The organism is Pelagicoccus sp. SDUM812003 (assembly GCF_031127815.1).
Classification (GTDB): domain Bacteria; phylum Verrucomicrobiota; class Verrucomicrobiia; order Opitutales; family Opitutaceae; genus Pelagicoccus.
The window spans coordinates 41,499-65,896 of the sequence record NZ_JARXHY010000002.1; the positions used below are offsets into that span (position 1 = coordinate 41,499).

At 58.5% G+C, this 24,398-nt stretch carries 18 protein-coding genes; 15 read left to right on the top strand and 3 right to left on the bottom strand.

Features of this window, described 5'->3' with window-relative positions; genetic code table 11:
• The first annotated feature begins 28 nt into the window (after window positions 1-28).
• From QEH54_RS02460 to QEH54_RS02485, 6 genes are all read left to right on the top strand, one after another.
• Window positions 29-871 (top strand): phosphatidate cytidylyltransferase, encoded by an 843-nt coding sequence (locus QEH54_RS02460; protein ID WP_309017032.1) that lies wholly within the window; start codon window positions 29-31, stop codon window positions 869-871.
• Between the two features lie 30 nt (window positions 872-901).
• Window positions 902-2,080 carry a 1-deoxy-D-xylulose-5-phosphate reductoisomerase gene (gene dxr / locus QEH54_RS02465; protein WP_309017033.1) on the top strand — a complete coding sequence of 393 codons (1,179 nt, stop codon included), beginning with the start codon at window positions 902-904 and terminating at the stop codon, window positions 2,078-2,080.
• A gap of 107 nt (window positions 2,081-2,187) precedes the next feature.
• On the top strand, window positions 2,188-3,681 hold the full coding sequence (gene rseP / locus QEH54_RS02470) for an RIP metalloprotease RseP (protein ID WP_309017034.1): 1,494 nt from the start codon (window positions 2,188-2,190) through the stop codon (window positions 3,679-3,681).
• Window positions 3,678-5,738, top strand: coding sequence for a (E)-4-hydroxy-3-methylbut-2-enyl-diphosphate synthase (gene ispG, locus QEH54_RS02475; RefSeq protein ID WP_309017035.1), 2,061 nt, complete (start codon window positions 3,678-3,680; stop codon window positions 5,736-5,738). The genes rseP and ispG overlap by 4 nt, the downstream gene beginning before the upstream one ends.
• A gap of 126 nt (window positions 5,739-5,864) precedes the next feature.
• Window positions 5,865-6,359: a GNAT family N-acetyltransferase gene (locus tag QEH54_RS02480; RefSeq protein WP_309017036.1), complete on the top strand. Its 495-nt coding sequence runs from the start codon at window positions 5,865-5,867 to the stop codon at window positions 6,357-6,359.
• Between the two features lie 3 nt (window positions 6,360-6,362).
• Entirely contained in the window at window positions 6,363-6,797 is a 435-nt protein-coding gene (locus tag QEH54_RS02485; protein ID WP_309017037.1) for a hypothetical protein, read from the top strand.
• Window positions 6,798-6,825: 28 nt separating this feature from the next.
• On the opposite strand, the gene QEH54_RS02490 is transcribed toward QEH54_RS02485, so the two are convergent.
• A complete protein-coding gene (locus QEH54_RS02490; protein WP_309017038.1) occupies window positions 6,826-7,716 on the bottom strand; it encodes a LysR family transcriptional regulator in 891 nt (296 codons plus the stop codon).
• Between the two features lie 142 nt (window positions 7,717-7,858).
• On the opposite strand from QEH54_RS02490, the gene ahpC reads away from it, so the two are divergent.
• The 7 genes from ahpC to QEH54_RS02525 all read left to right on the top strand — a co-directional run bounded on the left by ahpC (window position 7,859) and on the right by QEH54_RS02525 (window position 19,043).
• Window positions 7,859-8,422, top strand: coding sequence for an alkyl hydroperoxide reductase subunit C (gene ahpC / locus QEH54_RS02495; RefSeq protein WP_309017039.1), 564 nt, complete (start codon window positions 7,859-7,861; stop codon window positions 8,420-8,422).
• A gap of 172 nt (window positions 8,423-8,594) precedes the next feature.
• Window positions 8,595-10,175: an alkyl hydroperoxide reductase subunit F gene (gene ahpF, locus QEH54_RS02500; RefSeq protein ID WP_309017040.1), complete on the top strand. Its 1,581-nt coding sequence runs from the start codon at window positions 8,595-8,597 to the stop codon at window positions 10,173-10,175.
• A gap of 292 nt (window positions 10,176-10,467) precedes the next feature.
• Window positions 10,468-11,088, top strand: coding sequence for a TetR family transcriptional regulator (locus QEH54_RS02505; protein WP_309017041.1), 621 nt, complete (start codon window positions 10,468-10,470; stop codon window positions 11,086-11,088).
• 16 nt (window positions 11,089-11,104) lie between these two features.
• Window positions 11,105-12,466 carry an efflux transporter outer membrane subunit gene (locus QEH54_RS02510; RefSeq protein ID WP_309017042.1) on the top strand — a complete coding sequence of 454 codons (1,362 nt, stop codon included), beginning with the start codon at window positions 11,105-11,107 and terminating at the stop codon, window positions 12,464-12,466.
• 24 nt (window positions 12,467-12,490) lie between these two features.
• Window positions 12,491-13,654 (top strand): efflux RND transporter periplasmic adaptor subunit, encoded by a 1,164-nt coding sequence (locus QEH54_RS02515; protein WP_309017043.1) that lies wholly within the window; start codon window positions 12,491-12,493, stop codon window positions 13,652-13,654.
• 27 nt (window positions 13,655-13,681) lie between these two features.
• Entirely contained in the window at window positions 13,682-16,843 is a 3,162-nt protein-coding gene (locus QEH54_RS02520; protein ID WP_309017044.1) for an efflux RND transporter permease subunit, read from the top strand.
• A 157-nt stretch (window positions 16,844-17,000) separates the two neighbouring features.
• A complete protein-coding gene (locus QEH54_RS02525; RefSeq protein ID WP_309017045.1) occupies window positions 17,001-19,043 on the top strand; it encodes a glycoside hydrolase family 52 protein in 2,043 nt (680 codons plus the stop codon).
• Between the two features lie 18 nt (window positions 19,044-19,061).
• Here the strand turns inward: QEH54_RS02525 and QEH54_RS02530 are convergent, their stop codons facing one another.
• Window positions 19,062-19,994 carry a DMT family transporter gene (locus tag QEH54_RS02530; protein ID WP_309017046.1) on the bottom strand — a complete coding sequence of 311 codons (933 nt, stop codon included), beginning with the start codon at window positions 19,992-19,994 and terminating at the stop codon, window positions 19,062-19,064.
• A 240-nt stretch (window positions 19,995-20,234) separates the two neighbouring features.
• A complete protein-coding gene (locus tag QEH54_RS02535; protein WP_309017047.1) occupies window positions 20,235-21,809 on the bottom strand; it encodes an alkaline phosphatase PhoX in 1,575 nt (524 codons plus the stop codon).
• A 327-nt stretch (window positions 21,810-22,136) separates the two neighbouring features.
• Between QEH54_RS02535 and QEH54_RS02540 the strand changes: the two genes are divergently transcribed.
• Together QEH54_RS02540 and QEH54_RS02545 are read left to right on the top strand one after the other, a co-directional pair.
• Complete coding sequence (locus QEH54_RS02540) at window positions 22,137-23,816, top strand: hypothetical protein (protein WP_309017048.1); 1,680 nt, start codon at window positions 22,137-22,139, stop codon at window positions 23,814-23,816.
• Window positions 23,817-23,889: 73 nt separating this feature from the next.
• Complete coding sequence (locus QEH54_RS02545; RefSeq protein ID WP_309017049.1) at window positions 23,890-24,387, top strand: hypothetical protein; 498 nt, start codon at window positions 23,890-23,892, stop codon at window positions 24,385-24,387.
• The last annotated feature ends 11 nt before the right edge of the window (window positions 24,388-24,398 follow it).

A 24,398-nucleotide genomic window follows, 5' to 3' on the forward strand; every position in this document is an offset into this window, starting at 1 on the left:
CTTCAGTCTTCAGACCCCCGCCTAGCTCGTGGCAAAACGCATTTTCAGCACGCTTCTCCTTTGGGCCATCGTCATCGGCCTGCTTTACTTCTTCGGTCCGGAAACCGCCGTCTGGCTCATCGCCTTGGTCAGCGCCGGCACTCAGTACGAGCTCTACGGCTTGATGGAAAAAATGGGGCGCCGCCCCTTCAAGACCTTCGGCACGGTGCACGGCACCATCATGATCCTCGGCCCCTTCTACGCGAACAAGCTGGTCTCGCACCCCGTCGAGGGATTGCAGGCGGGCATCATCGCGGTGACCATCGTGGCCTGCTGCCTGCGCATCCTGGTTCATCGCGAGGTGGCGGAGCGCATCGAGACCTTGGGCGCCACTCTGGTCGGCTTGATCTACGTGCCGTTCATGCTGACCTTCATGGCCCGACTGCTCACCCTGCCGGGCCAGGATCGCATGGACGAGGGCCTGATGCTGATCCTCTGGCTGATCGTCACCGCGAAGTTTTGCGACGTGGGAGCCCTGCTCTTCGGCAAGGCCTTCGGGCGGCACAAGATGTCCCCCAACACCAGTCCGGGGAAGACCTGGGAAGGGGCCATCGGGGGCTGTCTCGTTTCCGTGGGGCTCGGCTACGCCTTCGTTTCGATCGCCGGCGGGGCCTTCCCCAGCTTCTTCACCCCGCTCTGGGCCGCGGTGTTCGCCCTGCCGATCGCCATCTTGTCCATCATCTCCGACTTGGTGGAGAGCATGATGAAACGCTCGGCCAAGCAGAAGGACTCGGGAAACTTCATCCCCGGCATCGGCGGAGCCTTCGATCTGAGCGACTCCCTCATCCTCACCTCTCCCACCGCCTTCCTGCTGCTCGGTCTGCTCAAGTAACCCCCACCAGTCCTCCAAGATCACTCTCTCATGAACGTAGTTCTCCTCGGAGCCACCGGATCCATCGGCGACAGCACCCTGAAGGTCATCCGAAAACACCGCGATCGGCTGAACCTGGTCGGCATCGCGGCCAACCGCAACGCCGAGAAACTCGCCTCCATCGCCCGGGAGTTCTCCGTGCCGCATATCGGATTGTTCGACGAAACCGCCTTCGGAGAGGCCAAGCGATCCGGCGTCTTCCCTCGCCAGGCCAGCTTGCATCGCGGGCTGGATGGACTGAGGGAGCTCGCCAGCATTGCAGAAGCCGACGCCGTCCTAGTGGCGGTGGTGGGCACGCACGGACTGCTGCCGGCCTTGAGCGCTTTGGAAGCCGGCAAGACCCTAGCCATCGCGTCGAAGGAAATTCTGGTCCTGGCCGGCAAGTTCATCATGGACGCGGCCCGTCGGTCCGGAAGCCGCATCCTGCCCGTGGACAGCGAACACAACGCCCTCTTCCAGTGCCTCGACGGCTCTCCAAACCGCCACGTGGAAAAGCTCATCCTCACCGCGTCCGGAGGCAGTTTCCGAGATCTGCCAGTGGAGGAGCTGCCCTTCGTGACCGTGAAGCAGGCTCTCCAGCATCCCAATTGGGACATGGGCCCGAAGGTCACCATCGATGCCGCCACCATGGCGAACAAAGGCTTGGAGATGATCGAAGCCCGCTGGCTGTTCGACATGAAGGCCAGCCAGATCGACGCGGTAGTGCACCCTCAGAGCATCATCCACTCCATGGCCCAGTTCATCGACGGCTCGGTCCTGGCCCAGCTTTGCCCGCCGGACATGACCTTCGCCATCCAGCATTGCCTACTCTATCCGGATCGCGGTCCCGGCGTTATGGAGCCGCTGGACTTCACCAAGGCGATGCAGCTCGACTTCTCGCCGCCCGATCTGAAGCGCTATCCCTGCCTCGGCCTCGCTCGGCAAGCCATGCAGGCTGGCGGCGTGGCCACCGGCGTCTTCAACGCGGCCAACGAAATCGCCGTGCAGGCCTTCGTGCAGGGAAAGGTAAGGTTTATCGAAATCGCGACGATCATTGAGAAAACCCTCCAGTCGATCGAAACTGTCGAACCCGGCTCGCTCGAAGAAGTCTTGAGCTACGACCAGTTGGCTCGCGAAAACGCGAACCGGTTCGTCGCCGAAATCGCCGGCAGGGCCAAGTCGTTCACTTGATCGCGGGCACGCCCTAGGGTTTCGACCGATGAACCGCTGAGCAAGGTTGCCATCCGCGCGCTTTACGCTAGCCATCTCCACGCTTTTCCTAACAACCCTTTCACCGAATGAATTTTCCCGATCTACTCGACAAAGGCTGGGGCGCCCTGATGGTGGTCCTCTTCTTCGGAGGCTCCATCTTCGTGCACGAGCTGGGCCACTTCCTGGCCGCCAAATGGCGCGGGCTGCACATCGATCGCTTCTCCATCGGCTTCGGACCGAAAATCGTCAGCTGGACCCGCGGCAGCGTGGAATACCGACTCTCCTGGTTCCCGCTGGGCGGCTACGTGGCCCTGCCGCAATTGGCCGACATGCGCGGCATCGAAGGCGATTCCTCAGTCGACTACAAGGCCCTGCCACGCATTGGCTACCTGGACAAGGTCATCGTGGCCTCCGCAGGGGCCGTCTTCAACGTGATCTTCGCTTTCCTGCTGGCCAGCTTGCTCTTCTTCACCGGACGCCCTACCGCGGAGGATCGAGCGTCCACCGAAATCGGTTTCCTCAGCGAGACCCTGGTCAACAAGGACGGCGAGACCGTGCCCGCCCCAGCCTACTCCGCCGGCTTGCGCGTCGGAGACCAGATCGTAGCCATCGACGGCGAACCGGTGCTCGACTGGGACGATATCCAAGCAGGCATCGCCCTGAGCAGCGGCGTCACCGTTTCGGGCGATCGCGTGATCGACTTCGAAGTCCTGCGCGGCGACCAGCGGCTCAACTTCGCCGTGCAGCCCATCATCTCCGAGGACTACAAGCTGCGACAGGTCGGCATGCTCCCTGGCTACACGGTCATGGTGAAATCCCTTTTTCCGAATTCTCCCGCCGTGAAGGCGGGGGTGGAGCCTGGCGACGTGCTAGTAGCGCTTGACGGAAATCCGGTGCGCAGCCCCGCGTTCTACCGCACCTACATTTCCGACAAGAAGGATCAGGAAGTCGCGCTCACCGTGCAGCGTGGGGACGAGATCATTGAGACCAAACTGGTGCCCGAGGAGGTGCAGGTCTGGAAAAACGGCGGCACCGCTACGCTGACCGGCATCTACGAATTCGACAAGAAACGCGGTCTGATCTACCAGACTCCGGTCGAACAAATGGTCGAGGTCGTCACTACGACCTGGACCAACCTTCAGGCTCTTATTCACAAGAATTCCGACATCGGCATCAGCCACATGAGCGGTCCGGCCGGCATCATCCGCGTGATCTACAACGCCTCGCAGTACGACATGCTGAACACGCTCTGGATCGTGGTCTTCATCAACGTGAGCCTCGCCATCTTCAACATGATGCCGATCCCGGTGCTCGACGGCGGCCACATCGTGTTCGCCACCATTTCCAAGCTGCGACGCAACCCGATCAATCCCAACATCATCGCGTCGATCCAAGGCAGTTTCATGCTGCTGCTCTTCAGCATGATCATCTACGTCTCCTTCTTCGACATCAGTCGTTGGATTTCCGAGACCACCGAAGTCAACGAAATCCGAGACCAACGTATCGCTCCGGTATTCGGCCAAGATGATTCCACTACCGCTGCAAGCGGCGAAACCCAAGACGCTACACCAGAGCAATGAGCTCGTATTGCCTTTCTCGCTACGAAACGCGACGGCGCTTGAGCCGGGAAGTAAACGTGGGCTCGGTCCCCGTCGGCGGCAGCCAGCCAATTCGTATCCAGTCCATGACCACGACCTTGACCCAAGACGTCGAGGCCACCGTCAAGCAGGCCATCGCCCTAGCGGAAGTCGGCTGCGAAATCGTGCGCGTCACCGCTCCGAACAAGACGGCCGCCAAGGCGCTGAAGGATATTCGCGCCCAGTTCAGCGCCGCTGGCTTCGCTCATGTTCCGCTGGTGGCGGATATCCATTTTCTGCCAGCTGCCGCCATGGAAGCGGTGGAGCACGTGGAAAAGGTGCGCGTCAACCCAGGCAACTACGCGGACAAGAAGAAATTCGCCGTGCTCGAGTATACGGATGCTGAATACGAATCCGAGCTGCAGCGACTCTACGAGTCCTTTTCGCCTTTGGTCAAGCGAGCCAAGCAGCTTGGTCGCTCCCTGCGCATCGGCACCAACCATGGCTCGCTATCGGACCGTATCATGAATCGCTACGGCGACACGCCTCTTGGCATGGTGGAGTCCGCCCTGGAGTTTCTCCGAATCGCGGAATCGCATGGATTTCACGATATGATTCTCTCCATGAAAGCCAGCAATCCGAAGGTGATGATCGAAGCCTATCGCCTGCTGGTTGTTCACATGGAAAAGGAGAACATGAGCTACCCGCTCCACCTGGGCGTCACCGAGGCGGGCGACGGCGAGGACGGGCGCATCAAGTCCGCCATCGGCATCGGCAGCCTGCTCATGGACGGACTTGGCGATACCATTCGCGTCTCCCTGACCGAGGATCCAGTCTACGAGATCCCCGTCGCTCAGGCCCTTGCCGAAAAGGTCATGAAAAACTGGGTACAGGAATCGCCAAAAGCCATTGAACCCAGACCTGACGATCACGACTCGATCGATCCGTTCCACTTCGAACGTCGTTCGGTAGAGACGATTTCCTTGGGAAACGCGGCAACTCTCGGTAGCGATCAGCCGCCGACTGTGATCACCCCCATCAAGCATCCAATTTCCGAATACGTGACCATCGCCGCGGAGGCGAAAACCTCGCGCCCCAAGCTCGGCGACGCCAAGCTGGAGGGACTGCTGGTGAAAGCGAACACTCTGGACGATCTGCAATTCGTAGCGCCGCTTTGCGAAGGCATCAGCGGCGCAGCGGAGTTCGTCGTACTCGAGCTGGACCCCGAGCTTGCCCTGGACGAAGTCTCTCTGGCCTTGCCAAATCACCCGCTCCCCTTGGCTATCGTACGAGACTTCGGGGACGAAGACTACAACGACTACAAGCAGTTCGTGCACCTCTGCGGACAGTTTAAAATCCGTCCCATCATCGCAGTCTCGCCCGCGGTGAGCGACGGCATTCTTTCCGAGCCAAGCCCCGATACCATCATCACCCTGCGCGGCGACATATCGTCATCCGCATCGGAACATCAGGCCGGAAAGTACCGGCAGCTTGCGGAGCGTCTGAAACGCTGGAAGAACGCATCCCCGATCTGGATACGCAACGTGAAGTCGGCTTCCACAGCTACGTCGGACAAAGCCTCCTCTCCTTTCCTCTCCAAACTCCTCGACGCCAGCATCCTCACCGGCAGCCTCCTCTGCGATGGGCTCGGCGACATGGTCAGCATCGAGAGCGACGACGACCTGATTCGTTCCACGCGGCTCGCCTACAACGTGCTGCAGGGCGCTGGCTCGCGCATCACGCGAACCGAATTCGTCGCCTGCCCGAGCTGCGGGCGCACGTTGTTCGATTTGCAAACCACCACGCAACGCATTCGCTCCAAGACCGGCCACCTGAAAGGCGTTAAGATCGCCATCATGGGCTGTATCGTAAACGGACCGGGCGAAATGGCGGACGCGGATTTCGGATACGTAGGCGGAGCCCCTGGCAAGATCAATCTGTACGTGGGCAAGGAATGCGTGAAATACAACATCCCGCAAGCCGAGGCGGACGAGCGCCTGATCGACTTGATCCGCGAGCACGGCAAATGGAGCGACCCTAAGGAAGCGGTTCACATCTAAATCGCGCTCCAGAGCCCACTAGCTCGCACCAAAGCGATCGCCTCACCCTCTCAGCCCTGCCTTAGGAAACGCTGCGCCACCGGTACTCGCGCTTGCCAGCCGGAGCTGTTTTGGCAAAGTCTCGGCATGCCCACTGACACCGCGATTACTATCAGGCCTGCAAACCTCGCTTCGGAGCGCGATCGATCGGCACTAGTGTCCTTGCTCGATGAATACTGCAAAGACGTCATGGGCGGCGGTTCTCCACTACCGAAAAACGCGAGGATGCACCTTTGCGACGCCCTTGCCGAGCGCTCCAACGCATTCGTTTTTCTCGCCTTCGCCGACGAGTCACCCGCGGGCATCGCCATCTGCTTCGAGGGTTTCTCCACCTTCGCCTGCAAGCCGCTGATGAATCTCCACGACTTCGCGGTTCACCCTCGCTTTCGCGGGCAAGGCATCGCTCACCGCCTGCTGCTGGCGGTAGAGGAGCTCGCCCGTGGTCGAGGCTGCTGCAAGCTGACGCTGGAAGTGCTGGAAGGCAATCAACGCGCCCAGAAGGTGTATCGCGAATTTGGATTCGCCGGCTACGAGCTCGATCCAAAAATGGGAAGAGCCCTTTTCTTCGACAAGAAACTTTAGCCCATGCCTAACGTGTTCGCCCCTCGTCCACTTCATCACTTCCCTCCAGAATCAGACGCCCTCAAGCTCAAGCGCTACACCTTGTCCGCAGCCACCGCCACCATCGACTGCTCCGCGTACGAGGAGCGGCTGAAGATCGTGCTCAGCTCAAAAGGCATCGACTGGGAAACCACCCCCGCATTCGTCATTTTCCACGAGGGCGTCGCCCTTCGCTATCTGGTTCTCTGCTGGTGGGGAAACGACAACGAGCTCTTCCTCGATGTCTCCGTCGAAGAACAGGGCAAATGGATTTCCGCGGGCGATCGCTACTCCTTTTGCTTGTGGGACATGGAGGTCATGTGGCACGAGCGAAACGCGTTTATCAAACACCTGTATTCAGGCGTCCATGACATAGACGCCTATCGAGCCGACCTCTTGGGAAAAGCGATCGCAAGCTAACGAGCGAGCGGAGAGGTCAGCCCGTTTCCTATTCTTTCACGAAATCGTTGAGGCAGGTTTCGATCAGCGTCATCATCTTGCGAGCCGAATCGCTCAGGTAACGGTCCGGGTGATGCACCATGGAAATCTCGCGATCCAGCTTGACCCCGTGGATGTAGCGATAGCAGAGCGATTCGTCCAAAGAGCCCAGAACGGCCATTTTCGGCAGCAGGGTCACCCCAAGCCCCTTGCCTACCAGCTTTAGGATGGTGTCGATCTGAGCGCTTTCGAATTGGGATCGAGGCTGATTCTCGCGCTTCGAGTAGAATTCGCTGATCTGCCGCCCGGCGCAGTGGATTTGGCTGAGAGGGAGAAAAGGCTCCTTGAGGGCGTCGTCCATGCTGATCTTGCCTTTTCGCGAAAGTCGATGGTCGGACGGCATCACCAGAACGAAGGGTTCGCGCGCCACCACCTTGACCATCAGACTGGCGATCTCCACCGGAGTGGACATCAGAGCGAAGTCCAGACTGCCGTCAAGGATCCGATCCAGCAGCCCTTCGGTGAAATTCTCTTCCATGCGAAACGGAGGAATGTCATCGCGATCCGCATGGCTCACCACGTACGGGATGAGGTAGGGAGCGATGGTCAAGGTAGCCCCGAACTGAGCCACACCACCGGAAACCACTTCGTCGCGCAGCTCGTCGATGGCGCTTTGATGCAACAGAAGCAGGTTCTCCGCCTTGGAAAGCAAGCGCTCGCCTAGTCCCGTGAGCACGATCTTGCGCCCTTGTCGGTGAAACAGCGGCCCCCCGAGAGCCCCCTCCAGCTTCTGGATCTGCATGCTCAATGCCGGCTGAGAAACGCGACACTCCTCCGCCGCCCGCGTGAAGTTTCGATGCTTGGACACCGCTACGAAATACCTAAGCTGCTGCAATTCCATAAATACGCCTTATCGAAATCATATATTTTATATATTTCAACTATCTTCCGTTAGCTGGTAGATTCGTATCCATCAAACAAGACAGCGATCACAAGCGGTCTCCTTGAATCCTCATCAAACCAAGCAAAACCACCCATCTTCTATGGCAAAAATCAATCAATCCATCCCTGACTTCGAAGCGCAGGCTTTCCACAACGGAGAGTTTATCACCGTCTCCTCCGAGGACGTGAAAGGCAAGTGGGCCGTTTTCTGCTTCTATCCGGCAGACTTCACCTTCGTCTGCCCGACCGAGCTGGGCGACTTGGCGGACCACTACGCCGAGCTCAAGGAACTGGGCGTCGAGGTCTACTCGGTGTCAACCGACACCCACTTCGTTCACAAGGCATGGCACGATGCCTCCGAAACCATCGGAAAGATCAGCTTCCCGATGATCGGCGACCCCACGGGCAAGATCACCCGCGGCTTCGACATCATGATCGAGGAGGAAGGCCTGGCCCTCCGCGGCACCTTCGTGGTCGACCCGGAAGGCAAGATCAAGGTGATGGAAATCCACGATCTCGGCATTGGCCGTTCCGCTTCCGATCTGGTGCGCAAGGTCAAGGCCGCCCAGTACGTCGCTGCGAACGATGGCGAAGTCTGCCCTGCGAAGTGGCAGCCAGGCGAAGAAACGCTCAAGCCAAGCCTCGATCTCGTGGGCAAGATCTAGTCACGCTTCCATTTCTCATCCCCTTCGCTTCAACTGGCGAAGGGGATTTTTATCCCCGCCTCCGCCTTTCGCTGCGCGTTCGTCCTCGAGCAGCTTAGACATGCGCTCCGCCAAGCCATCGCACTCTCGAAAACCACATATCGCTTTTTTCGATACAATCTCGAATTCCCTCATGAAGCTTAGCCCGGAAATCGTTTCCACTCTCAAGGCCTACGCCGAAAAACTCACCCGAACGGTGCAGTTCAAGCTGTTCGACGGCAGCCATCCCAAGCGGCCGGAACTGGTGGATCTGCTGGTGCAGGTCACCTCGCTCTCCGACAAGCTGGAGCTCATCTACAGCGAGACCGGTTTCAACGTGCGCGAAGGTCTCACCTTCGAACTGCTTGCCGATGGCGAGACCACCGGCATTCGCTTCTCCGGCATCCCGGGCGGACACGAGTTCAACTCCTTCGTCTTGGCCTTCCTGCAAGCTGGCGGCATCCCGGTCAAACTCGACGAAGGCGTGCAGCAGCAGGTTCGCGCCATCGACGTGCCCCTGAGCTTCGAAGTCTTCGTTTCCCTCGATTGCCACAACTGCCCGGATGTGGTGCAGACGCTCAACCAGTTCAGCGTCATCAATCCAAAGATCTCCTGCGAGATGATCGACGGCGGCAATCACGTGAAACTGGCTGAGGAGCGCAACGTGCAGGGCGTGCCTACGGTCTTTCTCAACAAGAAGCCGTTCTCCAGCGGAAAGATAAGCGCCGCGGAAATCCTCTCCAAAATCGCCGACATCGCCACCATCGCCCCGGTCAAGCTTGCCGCGGACGAGACCCTTTACGACGTAGCCGTCGTGGGCGGAGGACCTGCTGCTGCAGCGGCGGCCATCTACACCGCCCGCAAAGGGCTAAAGGTGCTCATGCTCGCCGAAAAGATCGGCGGTCAGGTCAACGATACCATGGGTATCGAAAATCTTATCGGAACTGCCAAAACGACGGGACCAGAGCTATCTCGAAACCTGCGCTCCCATATCGCTGACTACTCCATAAAGACGCGTGAGGACGTGCGGGTGGCCGCGGTGAGCCAACTTGATGGAAGCCCTCACTGGCAGTTGAAGCTCGCCACGGGCGAGCAGCTCAAGTCCAAGACCGTGATCATCGCGACAGGAGCCAAGTGGCGCGAGCTGGGCGTCCCTGGCGAGAAGGAAAACGTAGGAAACGGCGTCGCCTACTGCCCGCACTGCGACGGTCCATTTTTCAAGGGCAAGGACGTCGTGGTGGTCGGCGGGGGCAATTCCGGCGTGGAAGCGGCCCTCGATCTTTCCGGCATCGTCAAGTCCGTCACGGTGGTGGAGTTTCTGGATACGCTAAAAGCGGACAAGGTATTGGCCGATCAACTACAGAAGACTAAAAACGCCACCATCATCACCGGCGCCGCCACCGAGAGCATCGAAGCGGATGCCAAAGGCGTCAAAGGCCTGAAGATCAAGAACCGCGAGACAGGCGAATCTCGTTTCCTGCCAACCGAGGGCGTATTCGTGCAAATCGGCCTAGCTCCTAACAGCGCCTTGGTGAAGGGCCTGGTCGAAACCAACCGATTCGGCGAAATCGTAGTCAGCCCACGCTGCGAAACGAATCAGGCCGGCATCTACGCATGCGGCGACGTCACAACCGTGCCGTTCAAGCAGATCATCGTATCCATGGGCGAAGGAGCCAAAGCAGGTCTGGCCGCCTTCGAGTACCTGCTGAAGAGCTCCAGCAACGTCGAAAACTAGGCCCACATCGGCCAAACCCAACGACGCGAACGTCGAGCGCAGCCTCTCCCGGAGCTGCGCTTTTTCGCGTTCCAGCCCCACGCGCCAGCGCCCGCGCCGCTGTGGAAACGAAAGTCCGCGCCTTCAAAGGCATTGGCGCTTCGTCTGCTCGATGACGCGAACACCACAGCCAGCCGGAGCTCCGAGTCGAAGCACTCCTGCCCGTTTCCACAGACCGAGCGAGGTTTCTAACGAAATTGTAATCAAACAAATGTTTGAAATGTTAGTTTAAGAGAGTATCTCTTCAGCCAAGATGTCTAAGACGGAAACGAGAGAACGCATACTTCTGGCGGCTGTTGACCAGTTCGCGGAACGGGGCTTCCAACGCGTCACCGTTTCATCCATCTGCCAACAGGCAAAGGCAAACGTCGCTCTGGTGAACTATTACTTCGGCTCCAAGCAAAGGCTCTATCGAGAAGCGCTCAGGACGGCCTTCGAGGTCGCCGAACGCCAGTATCCAATTCGTGGATCCGTCCCCTCACGATCAATTCGATCGAGCGAGCAGCAGTTGAAAACGTTCATGAACGCGGTCATCAGACGAGCCTTCGATACAGGGCCCGCTGGCAAGTTCGACCGGATGCTGGCGCATGAGACGACCCGCGAAACGGAGGCCGAGGATTTCATCGTGAAGGAAGTCTTCGAACTGCAGGGCAAAGCGCTGAGACGCGTCCTGCAAACGCTTCTCGGGACGCGTTCCAGAGAGCGTATCGCCCAGGCCCACCTCAATATCGCGGCGCTGTGCGTCTTCCCGAAACTGGTTTCACCCCTGCGAAAAATGCGTTTCCCCACACCTCCTACCGATCGACAGCTTTCCTCCTACATTCGACGCCAAACCGATTTCGCCTTGGCCGGTCTTGCAACGCTCAAATCCTAGCCCAGCACGCTTTACGATGTCCCGCCTCCTTCCAAATCTACCGCTGCTTCTCCCCGCCCTTTTTCTGGGAGCCTGCTTCAGTCCTTCCCAGTGGAGCGAAAAGGAGCCCCTTCCGCTGCCCGATTCCTATCAATCCGGCGCGACGACGGAGCTCGAAATCGCCCAATCGCTTCTGCACCTTTTCGATACGCCCGAACTCGACCGCGTGGTGGAGCTTGCCTTGGAGAACAATCCAAGCCTATCCGGCGCCATGGCGCGGTTCGAAGAGGCCGGCTTCCTGCTGACGCAAACCCGCTCGCGCCTTTTCCCTTCGCTTGACGGCGGAGCGAGCGCCCGCCGCGACGACCCAGCTGGATTCGGCGCCTCGGATACGTATTCAGTTTCTCTTGACGCTAGCTGGGAGGTAGATGTCTGGGGAAGGTTGAGGGCGAATGCCAACGCCAGTCGGGCCGATCTCGCCGCATCGGAGGCCGACTTTCACTACGCTCGTCAATCTCTGGTCGCTCAGGTCATGCAAGCATGGTTTTCGCTGGTCGCTGCAGAAAAACTGACCGAGCTCGACCAGCGCCGAGTGAATTCCTTCACCACCACCGAGCAGCTCGTCAGCAGGCGATTCGATCTCGGAGAAGCAAGCTACAGCGAATTGAACCTGGCTCGCACCGACTTGGAAAACGCCAAGGCCGACCTCGAATCCAGTCTCAGTCTGCGCGATCAGCGGGCCCGACAATTGAACGCCCTCGCTGGGCAGTACCCAAACGCTTCCTACGGTTCGCGCCTGAGCTGGCCCCAGCTCGACAGAACTGTCTCCCCGGATCTTCCTTCGGAGCTCCTTGCCGCTCGACCCGATATTCAGGCCGCCTTCGCTCGCATAAGAGCCGCCGACGCTCGCGTATCCGTTTCTCAGGCGGACCTGCTCCCCTCCCTCCGTCTCACCGGAACTGGAGGAAGGACTAGTTCCGAGCTCTCCGACCTGAAAAGCTCGGCCTTCGACTCGTGGAACGCCCTCGCGAACGTCTCCATGACCCTCTTCGACGCAGGCAACCGAACAGCCGCTATCGGAGCGGCTCGCAAGCGGGCCGAACAGGCATTCTTCAACTATCAATCCGTAGTGCTCAACGCCCTACGGGAAGTCGAAAACGCTTTGAGCTCCGAGGGTTACCTCGAAAGTGAGGAATCCGCTCGCCTCGCAGCTCTGGAAGCAGCCAACAACGCTCTCGACAGAGTCCAGCGCGAGTATGAATCCGGACTCACTACGCTTCTCACTCTTTTGGAAACGCAAAGACGCGTATTCAATACGGAACGACAAACGATCAACCTTAGAGCCTCGCGCTTAAGCAACCGCGTCAACCTCGCCCTCGCCCTCGGCAAAGCGTTTTAACCCACCACCTTCCTTCCGCTAGCAATGAAACTATCTCGACAAATCATCAATATAGTCGGCGCTCCCATCGTGCTCCTAGCCTGCATCACGATCGCCATCCTCATGGTGAAGTCCCGCGAAGCTCCGCCTACCTTTCCCCGCCAGGAAGCGGTGGCCACCGTCAATACCACGCTGAGCGAACCGACCAACGTACGCCCTGAAATCAAGACCTACGGGACCACGCAAACCTACCTGAGCACCAGCATTTCCAGCCAGGTAAACGGTGAGCTGGTGGAACTTTCTCCGAGTTTCGAAGTGGGCAAATCCGTCAAGTCCGGAGAGTGGCTGGCTAAAATCAATCCCGCCGACTTCGAAGCGGCGCTCGCCAACCGTCAGTCGGCCCTGGCGGCGGCTCGACAGGCCCTGGCGGAGGAGGAAACGCGGTCCCGCCTCGCAAAAGAGGATTGGCTCGCCGCGAATCGACCGCTTGACGAAGCGAGCGATCTGACGCTGCGCGTACCTCAGCTCGAATCAGCCCAAGCTGCTCTGGCTTCGGCCCAAGCCGCAGTGCAGCAGGCTAAAACCGACCTGCAACGGGCCACCATCCGGGCGCCCTTCGATGCCATTATCGAGAGCCGGGAAAGCAGTCCCGGCGATATCGTGACGCGTGGTTCCACTCTCGGCTCCCTTCTGGCTCGCGAGAAGATCGAAGTGCGGCTTCCCTTGACCCCGCAGCAGGCTAGCCGCCTCACGCTGCCTCGATTCGGAGCCACTCTGGATGCCACCCTCACCACTCCCACGCTTCCAGGCGCCACCTGGCACGCAACCATCAACCGGACAGAGCCGTCCGTCGATCCGAAGAATCAGAGCGTCTACGTGATCGGAGAAATCCTCGATCCCTTCGAAGATCGCGACTCCTTTCTTCCGGTGGGGGCATTCGTCAATGCGAACATAACAGGGAAGGAAATAAACGATGTTCACCGCTTGCCTGAATCGGCCGTAGTGGACGACGCGTTCATCTGGGTCGTCAGCCCTGAGCAGACAATCAGAAAGCAACCGATCGAGATCGCCTTCAGTCAGGACGGCCTCATCCTCGCTCGCATCGAGGATCCTGTATATGAACTGCCACTACAGGTGCTCACCTTGCCTCTGGCTTCCTTCAAGGAAGGCCAAAAGGTCAATCCTCAAGTCAAAGAGGGAAGAAACTAGGACGCGAACCATCCAAGCGCATTTTACATGGCTGAAGACCCGATCAAAAAACACCCCATCATCGCCTGGTTCGCTGAAAACTCGGTCGTATCCAATATCCTGATGTTCGTCATATTGGGATGGGGCATTTCCACCGCGATCAGCATCCGCAAAGAGGCGTTCCCTAACTTCGAAGCGGATTCTGTGACCATTCGCGTGCCCTTCAATGGGGGAGTGCCCGAGGACGTGGAACGCGGAGTCGCCATCAAAATCGAAGAAGCGCTGCAAAGCGTGGACGGCATCGACCGGATACGCTCCACCTCCACGAGCGGAGGGGCGACCGTGACCGTCGAGGCGATCGAGGACTATCCGCTCACGCGCCTCTTCAACGACATAAAGGTACAGGTCGACGCCATCTCCACCTTCCCAGGCGAGGCCGAAAAACCGATCATAATCGAAAACAAGTCGCGCAGCTCCGTGATGTGGATCGACGTGCATGGAGAAGTATCCGAGCAGGTTTTGAAGGAAACCGCTCGCAGCGTGCGCGACGAGCTCCTGAAGCTCCCGGACGTCAATCAAGTGACGACGTATGGAGATCGCGACTACGAAATCTCCATCGAACTCTCGGAAACCAAGCTCCGCGCCTACGACCTGACGTTTGACGAGGTCGCTTCAGCGATCCGCAACAACTCCGTCGATCTTTCGGGAGGCACCCTGCGCTCCAACCGAGGCGACATTTCCCTGCGATCGCGAGCGCAAGCCTACAACGCGAAGGACTTTTCCAAGATCCCACTTCGAACCAACGCGGATGGCACTCGTATCCATCTCGAGGATGTGGCCGAAATCCGAGACGGCTTCGTCGATCAGAACTATCTCAACCGCTTCGATGGCAGCCCCACCGTCAGCTTGCAGGTGACGACAGACGGCGACAAGGACATCATCAAGGCGTCCACCCAAGTGAAGGATCTGATCGACAGCTACGAGCAGCAATTTTCCCTGCCGGATGGCGTGACGCTAACCTACTGGAACGACGGTTCGGAATCCATCCGATCTCGACTTAACCTTCTCACGAAAAACGGCCTGCAAGGCGTCGCCCTGGTCCTGCTTTCCCTCAGTCTCTTTCTCAATTTCCGCCTCGCCGCCTGGGTGGCCGTCGGCATACCGGTCTCGATCTCCGGCGCCTTGATCCTATTCGATCTGCCAGGCATCGACATCTCGCTAAATCTCATCACGGCGTTCTCCTTCATCATCGTTCTCGGCATCATCGTCGACGACGCGATCGTTCTGGGCGAATCAATCTACTCGGAAAAGGAATCCCAGAAACACCCTGACCATCCCGACGCCGCCATCCGCGCCACGGTCCGAGGCGTATCCAAAGTCTTGACACCCGCCACCTTCGGCGTGCTCACCACCATCGCGGCATTCTTCCCGCTCACTCAAGTTTCGGGACGCATGGGAAACGTCTTTGGACAAATCGCCACCGGCGTGATCTTCTGCCTGATCTTTTCGCTGATCGAGTCGAAGCTCATCCTTCCCTCGCACTTGGCCCATATCGACGTGCACAAGACACCGAAGAACCCGATTGGCCGCTTCTGGCTCTGGTTCCAATCCCTTTTCGCCAAAGGTCTCAGCGCCTTCATCCAAAAGGTCTACAAACCGAGCCTCAGGCTCGCTATCGATTTTCGATACATCACCCTTGCTTCGTTCGTCGGTCTCCTATTCGTCATCGGAGCGCTGCTCCCATCGGGCATGCTTCGATTCGTCTTTTTCCCTGATATTTTCCAGGACAACGTATCGGCAAACCTGACACTAGAGGAAGGCTTGCCTGTCTCCCACTTGCACGAAAACACGCTGCGTATCGCGGAGGCGCTCCACATGGTCAACGAGCGCATCGAGGCCGAAACCGGTGATCGGGTCGTCCGACACATACAGATTTCAGCTAGTTCGAACACAGGGTCAGCCGTATCCGCTAGCTTGATACCTTCCGAAGAAAGGGAGATTTCTTCAGGCGAGATCGTAAACCGGTGGCGAGCCGCTGTTGGGCAGGTCGCCGGGGCCAAGGCCCTTACGTTCAGCGGGCGCGCCGGTCCTCCAGGGCAAGGGCTATCCATCCAGCTGGAGAGCAAAAGCCTCGATGCCTTGCGCGAAGGAGCCGAAGCCATGAAGCAGGCGGTCGCCCGATACGCCGGCGTTTACGACGTGAAGGATAGCTTCACCTCTGGACGCCCCGAGATTCAAGTGGAGCTCACGCCAGCCGGTCAGGCCTCGGGCTTCTCTCGCCGCGACCTTGCCAACGCGGTACGGTCCGCCTTCTACGGCATCGAAGCCCAACGCATCCAGCGAGGACGCGACGAGGTGAAGGCAATGGTTCGCTATCCAGAGGAGGAACGCACGCAGCTCGACACGCTGCGCGAGATGCGTGTACGCCTGCAGGACGGCACTGCGGTACCGATCTCCATCGTCGCCACCACCAAGTTCGGGGAATCGCTGGCGGCTATCGAGCGAGCAGACTACAATCGCATCGTATCGGTGAGCGCCGAAGTGGACAAAACCGTTTCATCCGGCGACGAGGTTCTGGCCAACTTAGCGGCTGATTTCTTTCCCACCTTCCGAGCGCAGCATCCCGAGGTCGCCATCTCTCTGCGCGGCGAAGCGGAGCAGCGCATGAGGTCGCTCGGCTCCTTGCGCACCGGTTTGATGGTTTCCATCCTGCTCATCTACATCCTGCTCGCCATCCCGCTCAAGTCCTACCTCAAGCCGCTGTTCATCATGTCGGTCATTCCCTTCGGCATCATCGGCGCACTGCTCGGTCATTTCATCGTGGGCATATCCGTATCCATTTTGTCACTATTCGGCCTGCTCGCCCTTTCGGGCATCGTAGTCAACGATTCCCTTGTCTTGATCGCTCGCATAGACGACCTGCGCAGCGAGGGACTGAGCATGCGGGAGGCCATCACGGAGGCGGGTCCACAGCGCTTCCGAGCGATTCTTCTCACGACACTGACCACGTTCATCGGACTGGTGCCCATCCTGCTCGAACCGAGCGTGCAAGCGCAGTTTCTTAAGCCGATGGCGGTTTCGGTGGGCTTCGGCGTAGTGTTCGCCACCACCATCACCCTGATCCTTCTTCCAGTGCTTCTCATCACCTTCGACGAGACTCTCGGCTCGTCCTTCCGGTACTATCGCGATCTGATGAAGCGAAAGCTCTGAGTGCCGTTCGAAGCGCCTTCGCCTCTCTATAGTTAGAATGACCTTGCCCGGGATGAGTAGGCCTTGCTCCCTTTACCTGGGGCCGCTATAGCGTATCTTGCCCGCTGAAATCGCTATGTACCCAGAAACCCCTTCCTTTCACGCACATCATTCCCCGATGGGCGCCCTTTCCTCCTTCACTTGCGGAGCCCGTGACGCCAAGGGCGGCATGGGGATAGCCCTGCCCGGCCCCTACCAAGGCGGCATCACCATCGGCTACATCGATGAAAGAAACACCCTGCGAGCCCTGCCCTTTTTCGAAGGCAGCGACTCGTCCGAATCGGAACGCTACGTGCAGGGCGCGGAGGGAACTTCCGGAAGGCTTGGCGTGATCCAAGACTATACACGCGAATACCTTTGGGCTACCGACCGCATCCAGACTCCAGAGCTGGATTTCGAGATCGCCACTCCTTTCTTCCCCCTGCCCGACCCCGAGCAAGCAAGCCCCGAAGAACTGGCGTTCGCCTGCTGCCCTGCAGTCCACCTGACTCTGCGTTTCAAAAACGCGGGACAGACCCCCTGGCGCGGCGTGTTCGCTCTGCAGATCGACAATCGCTGGAGCAGTCTCGGTCAACAGACCCATGGCAGCCTGATCGGAGCCACCTCGCAAAACCGCATAGGCTTCGCCACCCGGCACCCGATGGCTCGCTCCTTCATCGATTTCGACCCCATCTCCGCGATCAACCGCAAGCACAGCACGCCCGAGTTTCTCCTCGGTCCGACCGCTGGACTCGAGATCGACGTGCCCCCCGGCGAAGAGGTCGAACTGCCCATCGTCCTAGGCTTTTTCGAGGGTGGAGACGCGACCTACAACCGACAGACCATCTATTACTACCGACGACATTTCGGCAGTCTGTCACAAGTTCTTCAATACGGGATCGAGAACCGCGAACGCTATCTGGAGCAGGCTAGTCGGCGCGACCTCGAGCTCTCGCAGGCCTCTCTCAACGAAGAGCAGAAGTTCCTCATCGCTCACGCCACCCGCAGCTACTACGGATCGACTCAGTGGCTCTGGGACGGAATGAAAAGCGTCTGGGTGGTCAACGAAGGCGAATACCTGATGATGAACACCTTCGATCTCACGGTGGACATGCTCTTCTTCGAGATGCGCTTCAATCCTTGGACCGTGCGCAACGTGCTGGAACAGTTCGTACAGAGCTACTCCTTCTACGACGAGGTTTTCGATCCCCAAAAACCGGATACATTGCATCCTGGAGGGATTTCGTTCACCCATGACATGGGGGTGATGAACCATTGGAGCCCTGCCACGCGGAGTTCCTACGAGGTCGGCGGACTAGACCGGGCCTGCTTCTCCCATATGACCTGCGAACAGCTGACCAACTGGGTGCTTTGCGCGGGAATCTATCTCTCTCAAACCGACGATCAGGAGTTTCTGCGACGCTACCGCGGCGTTCTCATCGAGTGCTTCCGCTCCCTGCAGAATCGGGACCACTACGATCCCGAGAAACGCAACGGCATCATGAGCTTGGAATCCTCCCGCACCGAGGGCGGTGGCGAAATCACAACCTACGATTCGCTTGACCATTCGCTCGGCCAGAGCCGGGAAAACATCTACCTTGGCGGCAAGATGTGGGCCAGCTACCTGACCCTGCAATCCCTCTTCGAGCGATGCGAACTTAGCTCGCTGGCTCGAGAAGCCGAGGCGGCGGCCCAGCTCGCGTCCGCGACCTTAGCTTCCGGATACGACGAATCCCTTGGCTACATTCCAGCCGTTCTCGATGGCAAGAATACCAGCGCCATTATACCGGCCATCGAAGCGCTGGCCTACCCTTACCTCATGGGACTCGAGGATGCGGTGCAAGAGAACGGGCCTTACGGCTACTACATTCGCACCCTGAAAAAGCATTTCTCCAACATTTTGAATACGGATTTCTGCCTCTACGAGGATGGCGGGTGGAAACTCTCCTCCTCGGCGGACAACTCCTGGATGTCCAAGATCAACCTCTGCCAATTCGTGGCTCGAAAGGTTCTCGGATTCGACTTTGGCGAAGACCAGCTCAAGGCCGATCGCGCCCACGCTCGCTGGGAGCGAGAAGGGTCTCGGCTTTCCGCTTGCTCCGATCAGTTCCGATCTGGCGTGGCCCATGGCAGCCTCTACTACCCGCGCATCGTCACCAACATTCTTTGGCTCGGGGAATGATCCAGCACCGCCAGTTCCTCAAGGCTGGCGAGTTCTTCCCGAGCCGCTAGCCGTTTCGCCTAGCGGCAATCGCCCCATCGCGACCAGCGAAGCGAGCACCAGGACCCCTCCAACCACGATGCCAAGGCCTATCGTTTCCTCTTCGATGAATAGAGCGGATTCGATCACCCCGCACAACGGGATCAGAAACCGGTAGGCGGAAAGCACGTTTACGCTGTAACGCTCGATCAGGCGATTCCAAAGCGTGAAGGCGGTCGCTGAAAGGAAGGACAGGTACAGAATAGGCCAAATCGCATCGAAATGAATGTCCTTCCAGAAACCACTCCAACCCGACGCCCCGGTCACGTACAGCATGCCCCCTCCGATGAACAGCGACAGAGCGGTCACGGTCCGGCTTCCAAATTCGGCGGAAACCAACTTCAGTCCAATGGCGCCCAAGGCGCCCGACAACGCCGCCAGCAAGAACATGGCCGAGCCAAGCAAAACCTGGCCGCTGCCCGCGCCAGGAGCGTAAACGGCTATGGCGATTCCAACCGAACACGCCAGCAAGACCAGCCAGTGCCTTCCGGTAGGCTTCGGCGTCTTTAGAAAAACAGGAGCCAGCACGACCCATAGAAAGCTGCCCGAACTCCCCAGCAATGCGCCAAGGGTACCGCTGGATATGCTCAACGCATAATAGAAAAACAAATACTGAAAATACGTTTGTCCGAGGATAACCCAAACAAGCTTGCCTTTTGGCGCTTCGCGAATCGTCGCCAGTACGGAATGACGACAAAACGGCATAATGAAGAGGCCAGCCAAAGTGAAACGTACTCCCGCGAAGGCCATGCGCTCCCCGAAACCCTCGATCGCCAAACTCTCGTAGCTCAGCTTGATAACGGGAAAGGCGCTGCCCCACAGGGCCGCGCATAGCGTCACCTGCAGATAGAAGCTCCATGGAAGTCGTTGCATAAGCCGCCGCAGCTAAGCCAATCCCGAGCGCGAGGCAATCCGCAAAATCCGATCGCATAAGACGATTGGGAAAATGCAGATTCGCGAAGCGCCGCCACGTTTCGTCTCGTCCGCCCGTCGTCTCCTTCGCGCCGCGAACCGCAGCCAGAACTCGGCGTTCGTCCAGAAACCGAAAAGGCAGCCCGCGATGGGCTGCCTTCGCACTACAAACGAGAATAGATTCGACCTGCGCCGAAGCAACTATCGCTTCTTGCTTTTTCCGGGATGGTCGTCGCCTTTGTGATGGCCGTACTTGCGCCCTTTGCCCCGATCGTGGCTACGCTTTTCAGCAAGTTTGACGGCGCGCTCGAAGTCGCGATCTGAAATGTCGAACTTCCACACCGCGTCTCCCAAACCGTCGGGCACCTCGACGAGATCGGTGCTGTCCGGGTGCTGCACCGCGACCACGAATTCGAACGGATTGACTGGATTGAAGATCATGCCAGTCGCTTCCGAGCCATCGACACGGATGCTCATGAAATGGTCGAGCGATTCCGCCACCCCATCGTTGTCCACGTCACGGGCGAACCAGATATCCCCGCCGATGTCGCTATTGTTAGGAGCATCCTCGATGATGTAGATGTTTCCGATAGCGTCCTGGGCAAGGTTGTCAGGCGAGTTGAGCTCGCCCGTGGTGCCCGCGTAGCCAACGTTTTTCAGTGTATCCGCGCTAGCCAATACACCGACCTTGACCTTGGAATCGCTCAGGATCTCGAAGGAGTAAACTTTCTTTTCCGAAGTGACCGCGATGTAAAGCACCTCGTTGCCATTTGCCAGACGACTAACTTCCATGTCTTCAGGACGGCCGTACGGGGTGGCGCCGACATCGTCAGCCGCGGGACGTCCACCGCGCGTCACGTCGCTGCTACGCGGGTCGTTCGTCGGACCGTTGCGAAACGGGTCCGTGATGCCCGGCAGGACATTTCCACTACGATCCGTCAGCGGGACCCAAGTCGCCAATCCCGTGCGAACCGCGTTTTCGTTGGATGGATCGTTCCAAAGGTCGGCCGCAACACCTTGGTAGTCGTCGACCTTAAGCGCAAAGGTTTGGCCGCGAGTGTAGTCGCCTGGACGGCTCATGACGAACTTGTAAATAGAACCGGAGTTCCACTCGTCGATGTAGTAGATCACTCGTTTGTCCTGCTCGCTGAAGTTGATGCCTTCGTGAGCGACGTTCGCGATGCTATTGAGTTCGCGCGTCTCCACGTCCTCCGGAGCGGCAAACGGATTGAGCACCTCGATCACGCGGCCTTCAGCTGTCCATTCCTCCGCGAGGAACAACGTGCCATTGGGCGTGAATCGGCAAGGATCGAAGGCCCCATAGTCGTTCGACCAGTTCCCCTGAGCGCCTCCCCAGTCACCTTGGAAAATGACCTCCGTCGATCTGGCTTCGATGTCGTGGCGGGAAACGCCTGCCCCGAACGCCGTCTCGTGCGGGATGAAGAGGAAGGAGCCGGTATCATCGTATGCCATCATGTCGAACATCGAGGAGTTGTTTCCGATCGGCACGCGCACAACCGACTGAAGCGGGCTGAGCACCGCGTCCTCGACTTCGCGCAGGCTCACGATGTTGAACTGGGAAATGCCACTGGGAGTCACCCACGGCTCCATGAGCTCTTCGAGGTCGTTTGGAGCAACGACAGGAGCGGACTCCGTCAAAGGCTCGAACCAAATGTCGGATCCGCCCGCGTGGGAGGAGCTGGTGAAGGCCGAAGCGGCGCACAGAGACAGGAAGCCGGCGCGCACGTACGCCGTCTTTTTCGATGAGTTATTCATACGATGGGAATGATTGGATTAGTTGATAGGCGAGCGCTCGGTCGCCAAAACCGGCCTTGGCCGAGCAAAAAAAGTCAAAGCGTCTCGTCGTTTCGGCATCAACCCTCAAGAGGATTTATGTCGTTACATTTTCAATACATTGTGACACTCAGGCTTCGAAAGCTCGAGTCCAGCGCAAATCGTCACCTGCTTGTTGCTTGAGAATCGGAATCGTCGCGTTTTCGTGAATTTGTAACAGAAGAGTGGTCGCAATTTCTATATAAAAGCGCCTTTCCCTCGTTCTGTATTCACTTTCCAACGCCAAGAAACCCGTATTCGCGCCTGACCATGAAACGTTCCGCTTGCCCTCTTCTCCCTGCCCTCTGCCTCGCGTCATGCCTTTTTCTCTCCCCGAGCGTAGCCTCCACCGACTCTCAAGATCCGTACGAGCGTCTGATACAGATGTTGCGTAGCTCGGGCGACGTCATTCCACCCAAGCTGCAGGGGCATCCGGTGGCCAACCTCTACAACCGCGAAGCGATCGTGCCACCTCAGTGCTACACGCGCACCGAAGGCTATTTCAACCCCTGCTACGTCTGCCACCAGGAGGAGATTCCGGATCGGGAGAACACCATGAACGACGATGACTTGCAAGCCGACTACAGTTTCAGCGACCTCGGCAAAACGAATCATTGGAAGAACCTCTTCGAAGACCGGAGCGAACGCACGGCATCGATCTCCGACGAGGAAATTCTCGCCTATATCAACGATGACAACTACAGCGAATTGGCCGATCGGCTAGTGGTCAGTCGCTTTGAAGGCTGGATCCCCGATCTCGACAACCTGCAGGAAGGCGCGGCTGCGTTCGACGAAAACGGCTTCGCTCGCGACGGCAGCGCTTGGGTCGCCTACAACTACAAGCCGGTGCCCAGCACCTTCTGGCCGACAAACGGATCGACCGACGATGTGATGATCCGCCTCCCGGAGCCCTTTCGCATGACTGATGCCAACCAGTATTCACGCGACGTATACATTGCGAACCTATCGATACTCGAAGCGAATATCAAAGGAGCAACCGAGATCGAAACCTTGCCCATCGACGAAGCCGTGGTCGGAGCAGACCTCGATTCCGATGGACAGCTTTCCATAGCCCATCGTATCAACAATCTAGATACATTCGTAGGCATGGCAAGAGACCACTACCTAGAGAAGCACCTATACCCGCAAGGGACCGAGTTTCTACATACGGTGCGCTACCTGGGAGTCGAATCGGATGGCAGCATCGGCCCGTCGCGACGCATCAAAGAGGTTCGCTATATGAAGAAGTGGCAAGCGTACAACAAGCGCATCTACCAGCGGCGCTACCAGCTGGAGGGCTTCGAGAAGGAGGCTGGGAACCTGCCCGGCTACCACAACCTGGGCGATTGGGGACTGGACAACGGCACCGGCTGGTCCGTGCAAGGGTTTATCGAGGGACCGCACGGGCGGCTCCGAGCGAGCACCTACGAGGAAAACCTTTTCTGCATGGGCTGCCACAATTCCATTGGCTCCACTATCGACAAGACCTTCAGCTTCGCGCGCAAGATCGACGGCCCGCTGGGCTGGAAGTACATCGATCTCAAAGGCATGAAGGACGCGCCCACGCTCGGAGAGGCTCAAGGCGAATACCTGACCTATCTGGAACGCGTCGGCGGAGGCAGCGAATTTCGTAACAACCCGGAGATGGCAGCCCGTTGGTTCACCTCGGACGGGCAAATGGACCGAGCGAAGGTCGAGGCGGCAGCGGACGTATACGAGCTGGTGACTCCATCCGTGGAACGAGCTCTCCTGCTCAACAAGGCCTACAAGACCATCGTGGAAGATCAGGACTACATTTACGGTCGCGACGCCACGGTGACGCCGCCACGAAACGTCTACAGCGAGATTGACAACGAGCGCACGCCGACGCTGCCCAACGATCGCATTTTCCCGTGGAACATACTGCTGGACTGGCAGCATGCGCCCGAGCTGTCGGCGAGCAATCCCTAGGAGAGGCCGAAGCGGGATCGATCGAGGACTTTTTGCGATTGCTCGCCAAAAGTTCCACCGTATTGTCCAAAACGTGATCCATCGCCTTCTGTCCTTTTGCTCTATCGGCGTCCTCGCGCTGCTCCTAAGCTCCTGCGAGACGACTACGGACTACGGCTACTTCGTCGATCGTTTCGATGATGACGCCATCGTGCTCATGTATCGATTGATGGACGAAGCGGTTGCTCGGGGAGACTACGAAGAGTATATCAGCTTCTTCGCTCCTGGCTTCACCCAGGTCGACAAGTCGGACGCAAACCAACCTGCGTACTACGGGCACGAGTTTTTCGATCAGGTAGAGGAGATTTTCAATACGACCTCCATGTTGGAGATCCGCACCGTGGTTATGGACATCGAGTACACGGTGCCGGGATCCGAAGCGCTCGTCACCGTGCAGGAGGAGGAAAAGCGTATCCAATACGGAAACACGCAGCACTTCACAAGCCTCTACGAGATGCAGCTTGGTTTCGAAGACGGCTGGATTTTCATAAACCGATCCGAACGCACTGCGTTTCAGGTGATCGACGAATAGGTAGCCACGAG

What these genes read in the sequence shown, in the direction of transcription:
- dxr (WP_309017033.1), top strand. Translation starts at nt 902, where the DNA reads ATGAACGTAGTTCTCCTCGGAGCCACCGGATCCATCGGCGACAGCACC.
- rseP (WP_309017034.1), top strand. Translation starts at nt 2,188, where the DNA reads ATGAATTTTCCCGATCTACTCGACAAAGGCTGGGGCGCCCTGATGGTG.
- ispG (WP_309017035.1), top strand. Translation starts at nt 3,678, where the DNA reads ATGAGCTCGTATTGCCTTTCTCGCTACGAAACGCGACGGCGCTTGAGC.
- QEH54_RS02480 (WP_309017036.1), top strand. Translation starts at nt 5,865, where the DNA reads ATGCCCACTGACACCGCGATTACTATCAGGCCTGCAAACCTCGCTTCG.
- QEH54_RS02485 (WP_309017037.1), top strand. Translation starts at nt 6,363, where the DNA reads ATGCCTAACGTGTTCGCCCCTCGTCCACTTCATCACTTCCCTCCAGAA.
- QEH54_RS02490 (WP_309017038.1), bottom strand. Translation starts at nt 7,716, where the DNA reads ATGGAATTGCAGCAGCTTAGGTATTTCGTAGCGGTGTCCAAGCATCGA.
- ahpC (WP_309017039.1), top strand. Translation starts at nt 7,859, where the DNA reads ATGGCAAAAATCAATCAATCCATCCCTGACTTCGAAGCGCAGGCTTTC.
- ahpF (WP_309017040.1), top strand. Translation starts at nt 8,595, where the DNA reads ATGAAGCTTAGCCCGGAAATCGTTTCCACTCTCAAGGCCTACGCCGAA.
- QEH54_RS02505 (WP_309017041.1), top strand. Translation starts at nt 10,468, where the DNA reads ATGTCTAAGACGGAAACGAGAGAACGCATACTTCTGGCGGCTGTTGAC.
- QEH54_RS02510 (WP_309017042.1), top strand. Translation starts at nt 11,105, where the DNA reads ATGTCCCGCCTCCTTCCAAATCTACCGCTGCTTCTCCCCGCCCTTTTT.
- QEH54_RS02515 (WP_309017043.1), top strand. Translation starts at nt 12,491, where the DNA reads ATGAAACTATCTCGACAAATCATCAATATAGTCGGCGCTCCCATCGTG.
- QEH54_RS02520 (WP_309017044.1), top strand. Translation starts at nt 13,682, where the DNA reads ATGGCTGAAGACCCGATCAAAAAACACCCCATCATCGCCTGGTTCGCT.
- QEH54_RS02525 (WP_309017045.1), top strand. Translation starts at nt 17,001, where the DNA reads ATGGGCGCCCTTTCCTCCTTCACTTGCGGAGCCCGTGACGCCAAGGGC.
- QEH54_RS02530 (WP_309017046.1), bottom strand. Translation starts at nt 19,994, where the DNA reads ATGCAACGACTTCCATGGAGCTTCTATCTGCAGGTGACGCTATGCGCG.
- QEH54_RS02535 (WP_309017047.1), bottom strand. Translation starts at nt 21,809, where the DNA reads ATGAATAACTCATCGAAAAAGACGGCGTACGTGCGCGCCGGCTTCCTG.
- QEH54_RS02540 (WP_309017048.1), top strand. Translation starts at nt 22,137, where the DNA reads ATGAAACGTTCCGCTTGCCCTCTTCTCCCTGCCCTCTGCCTCGCGTCA.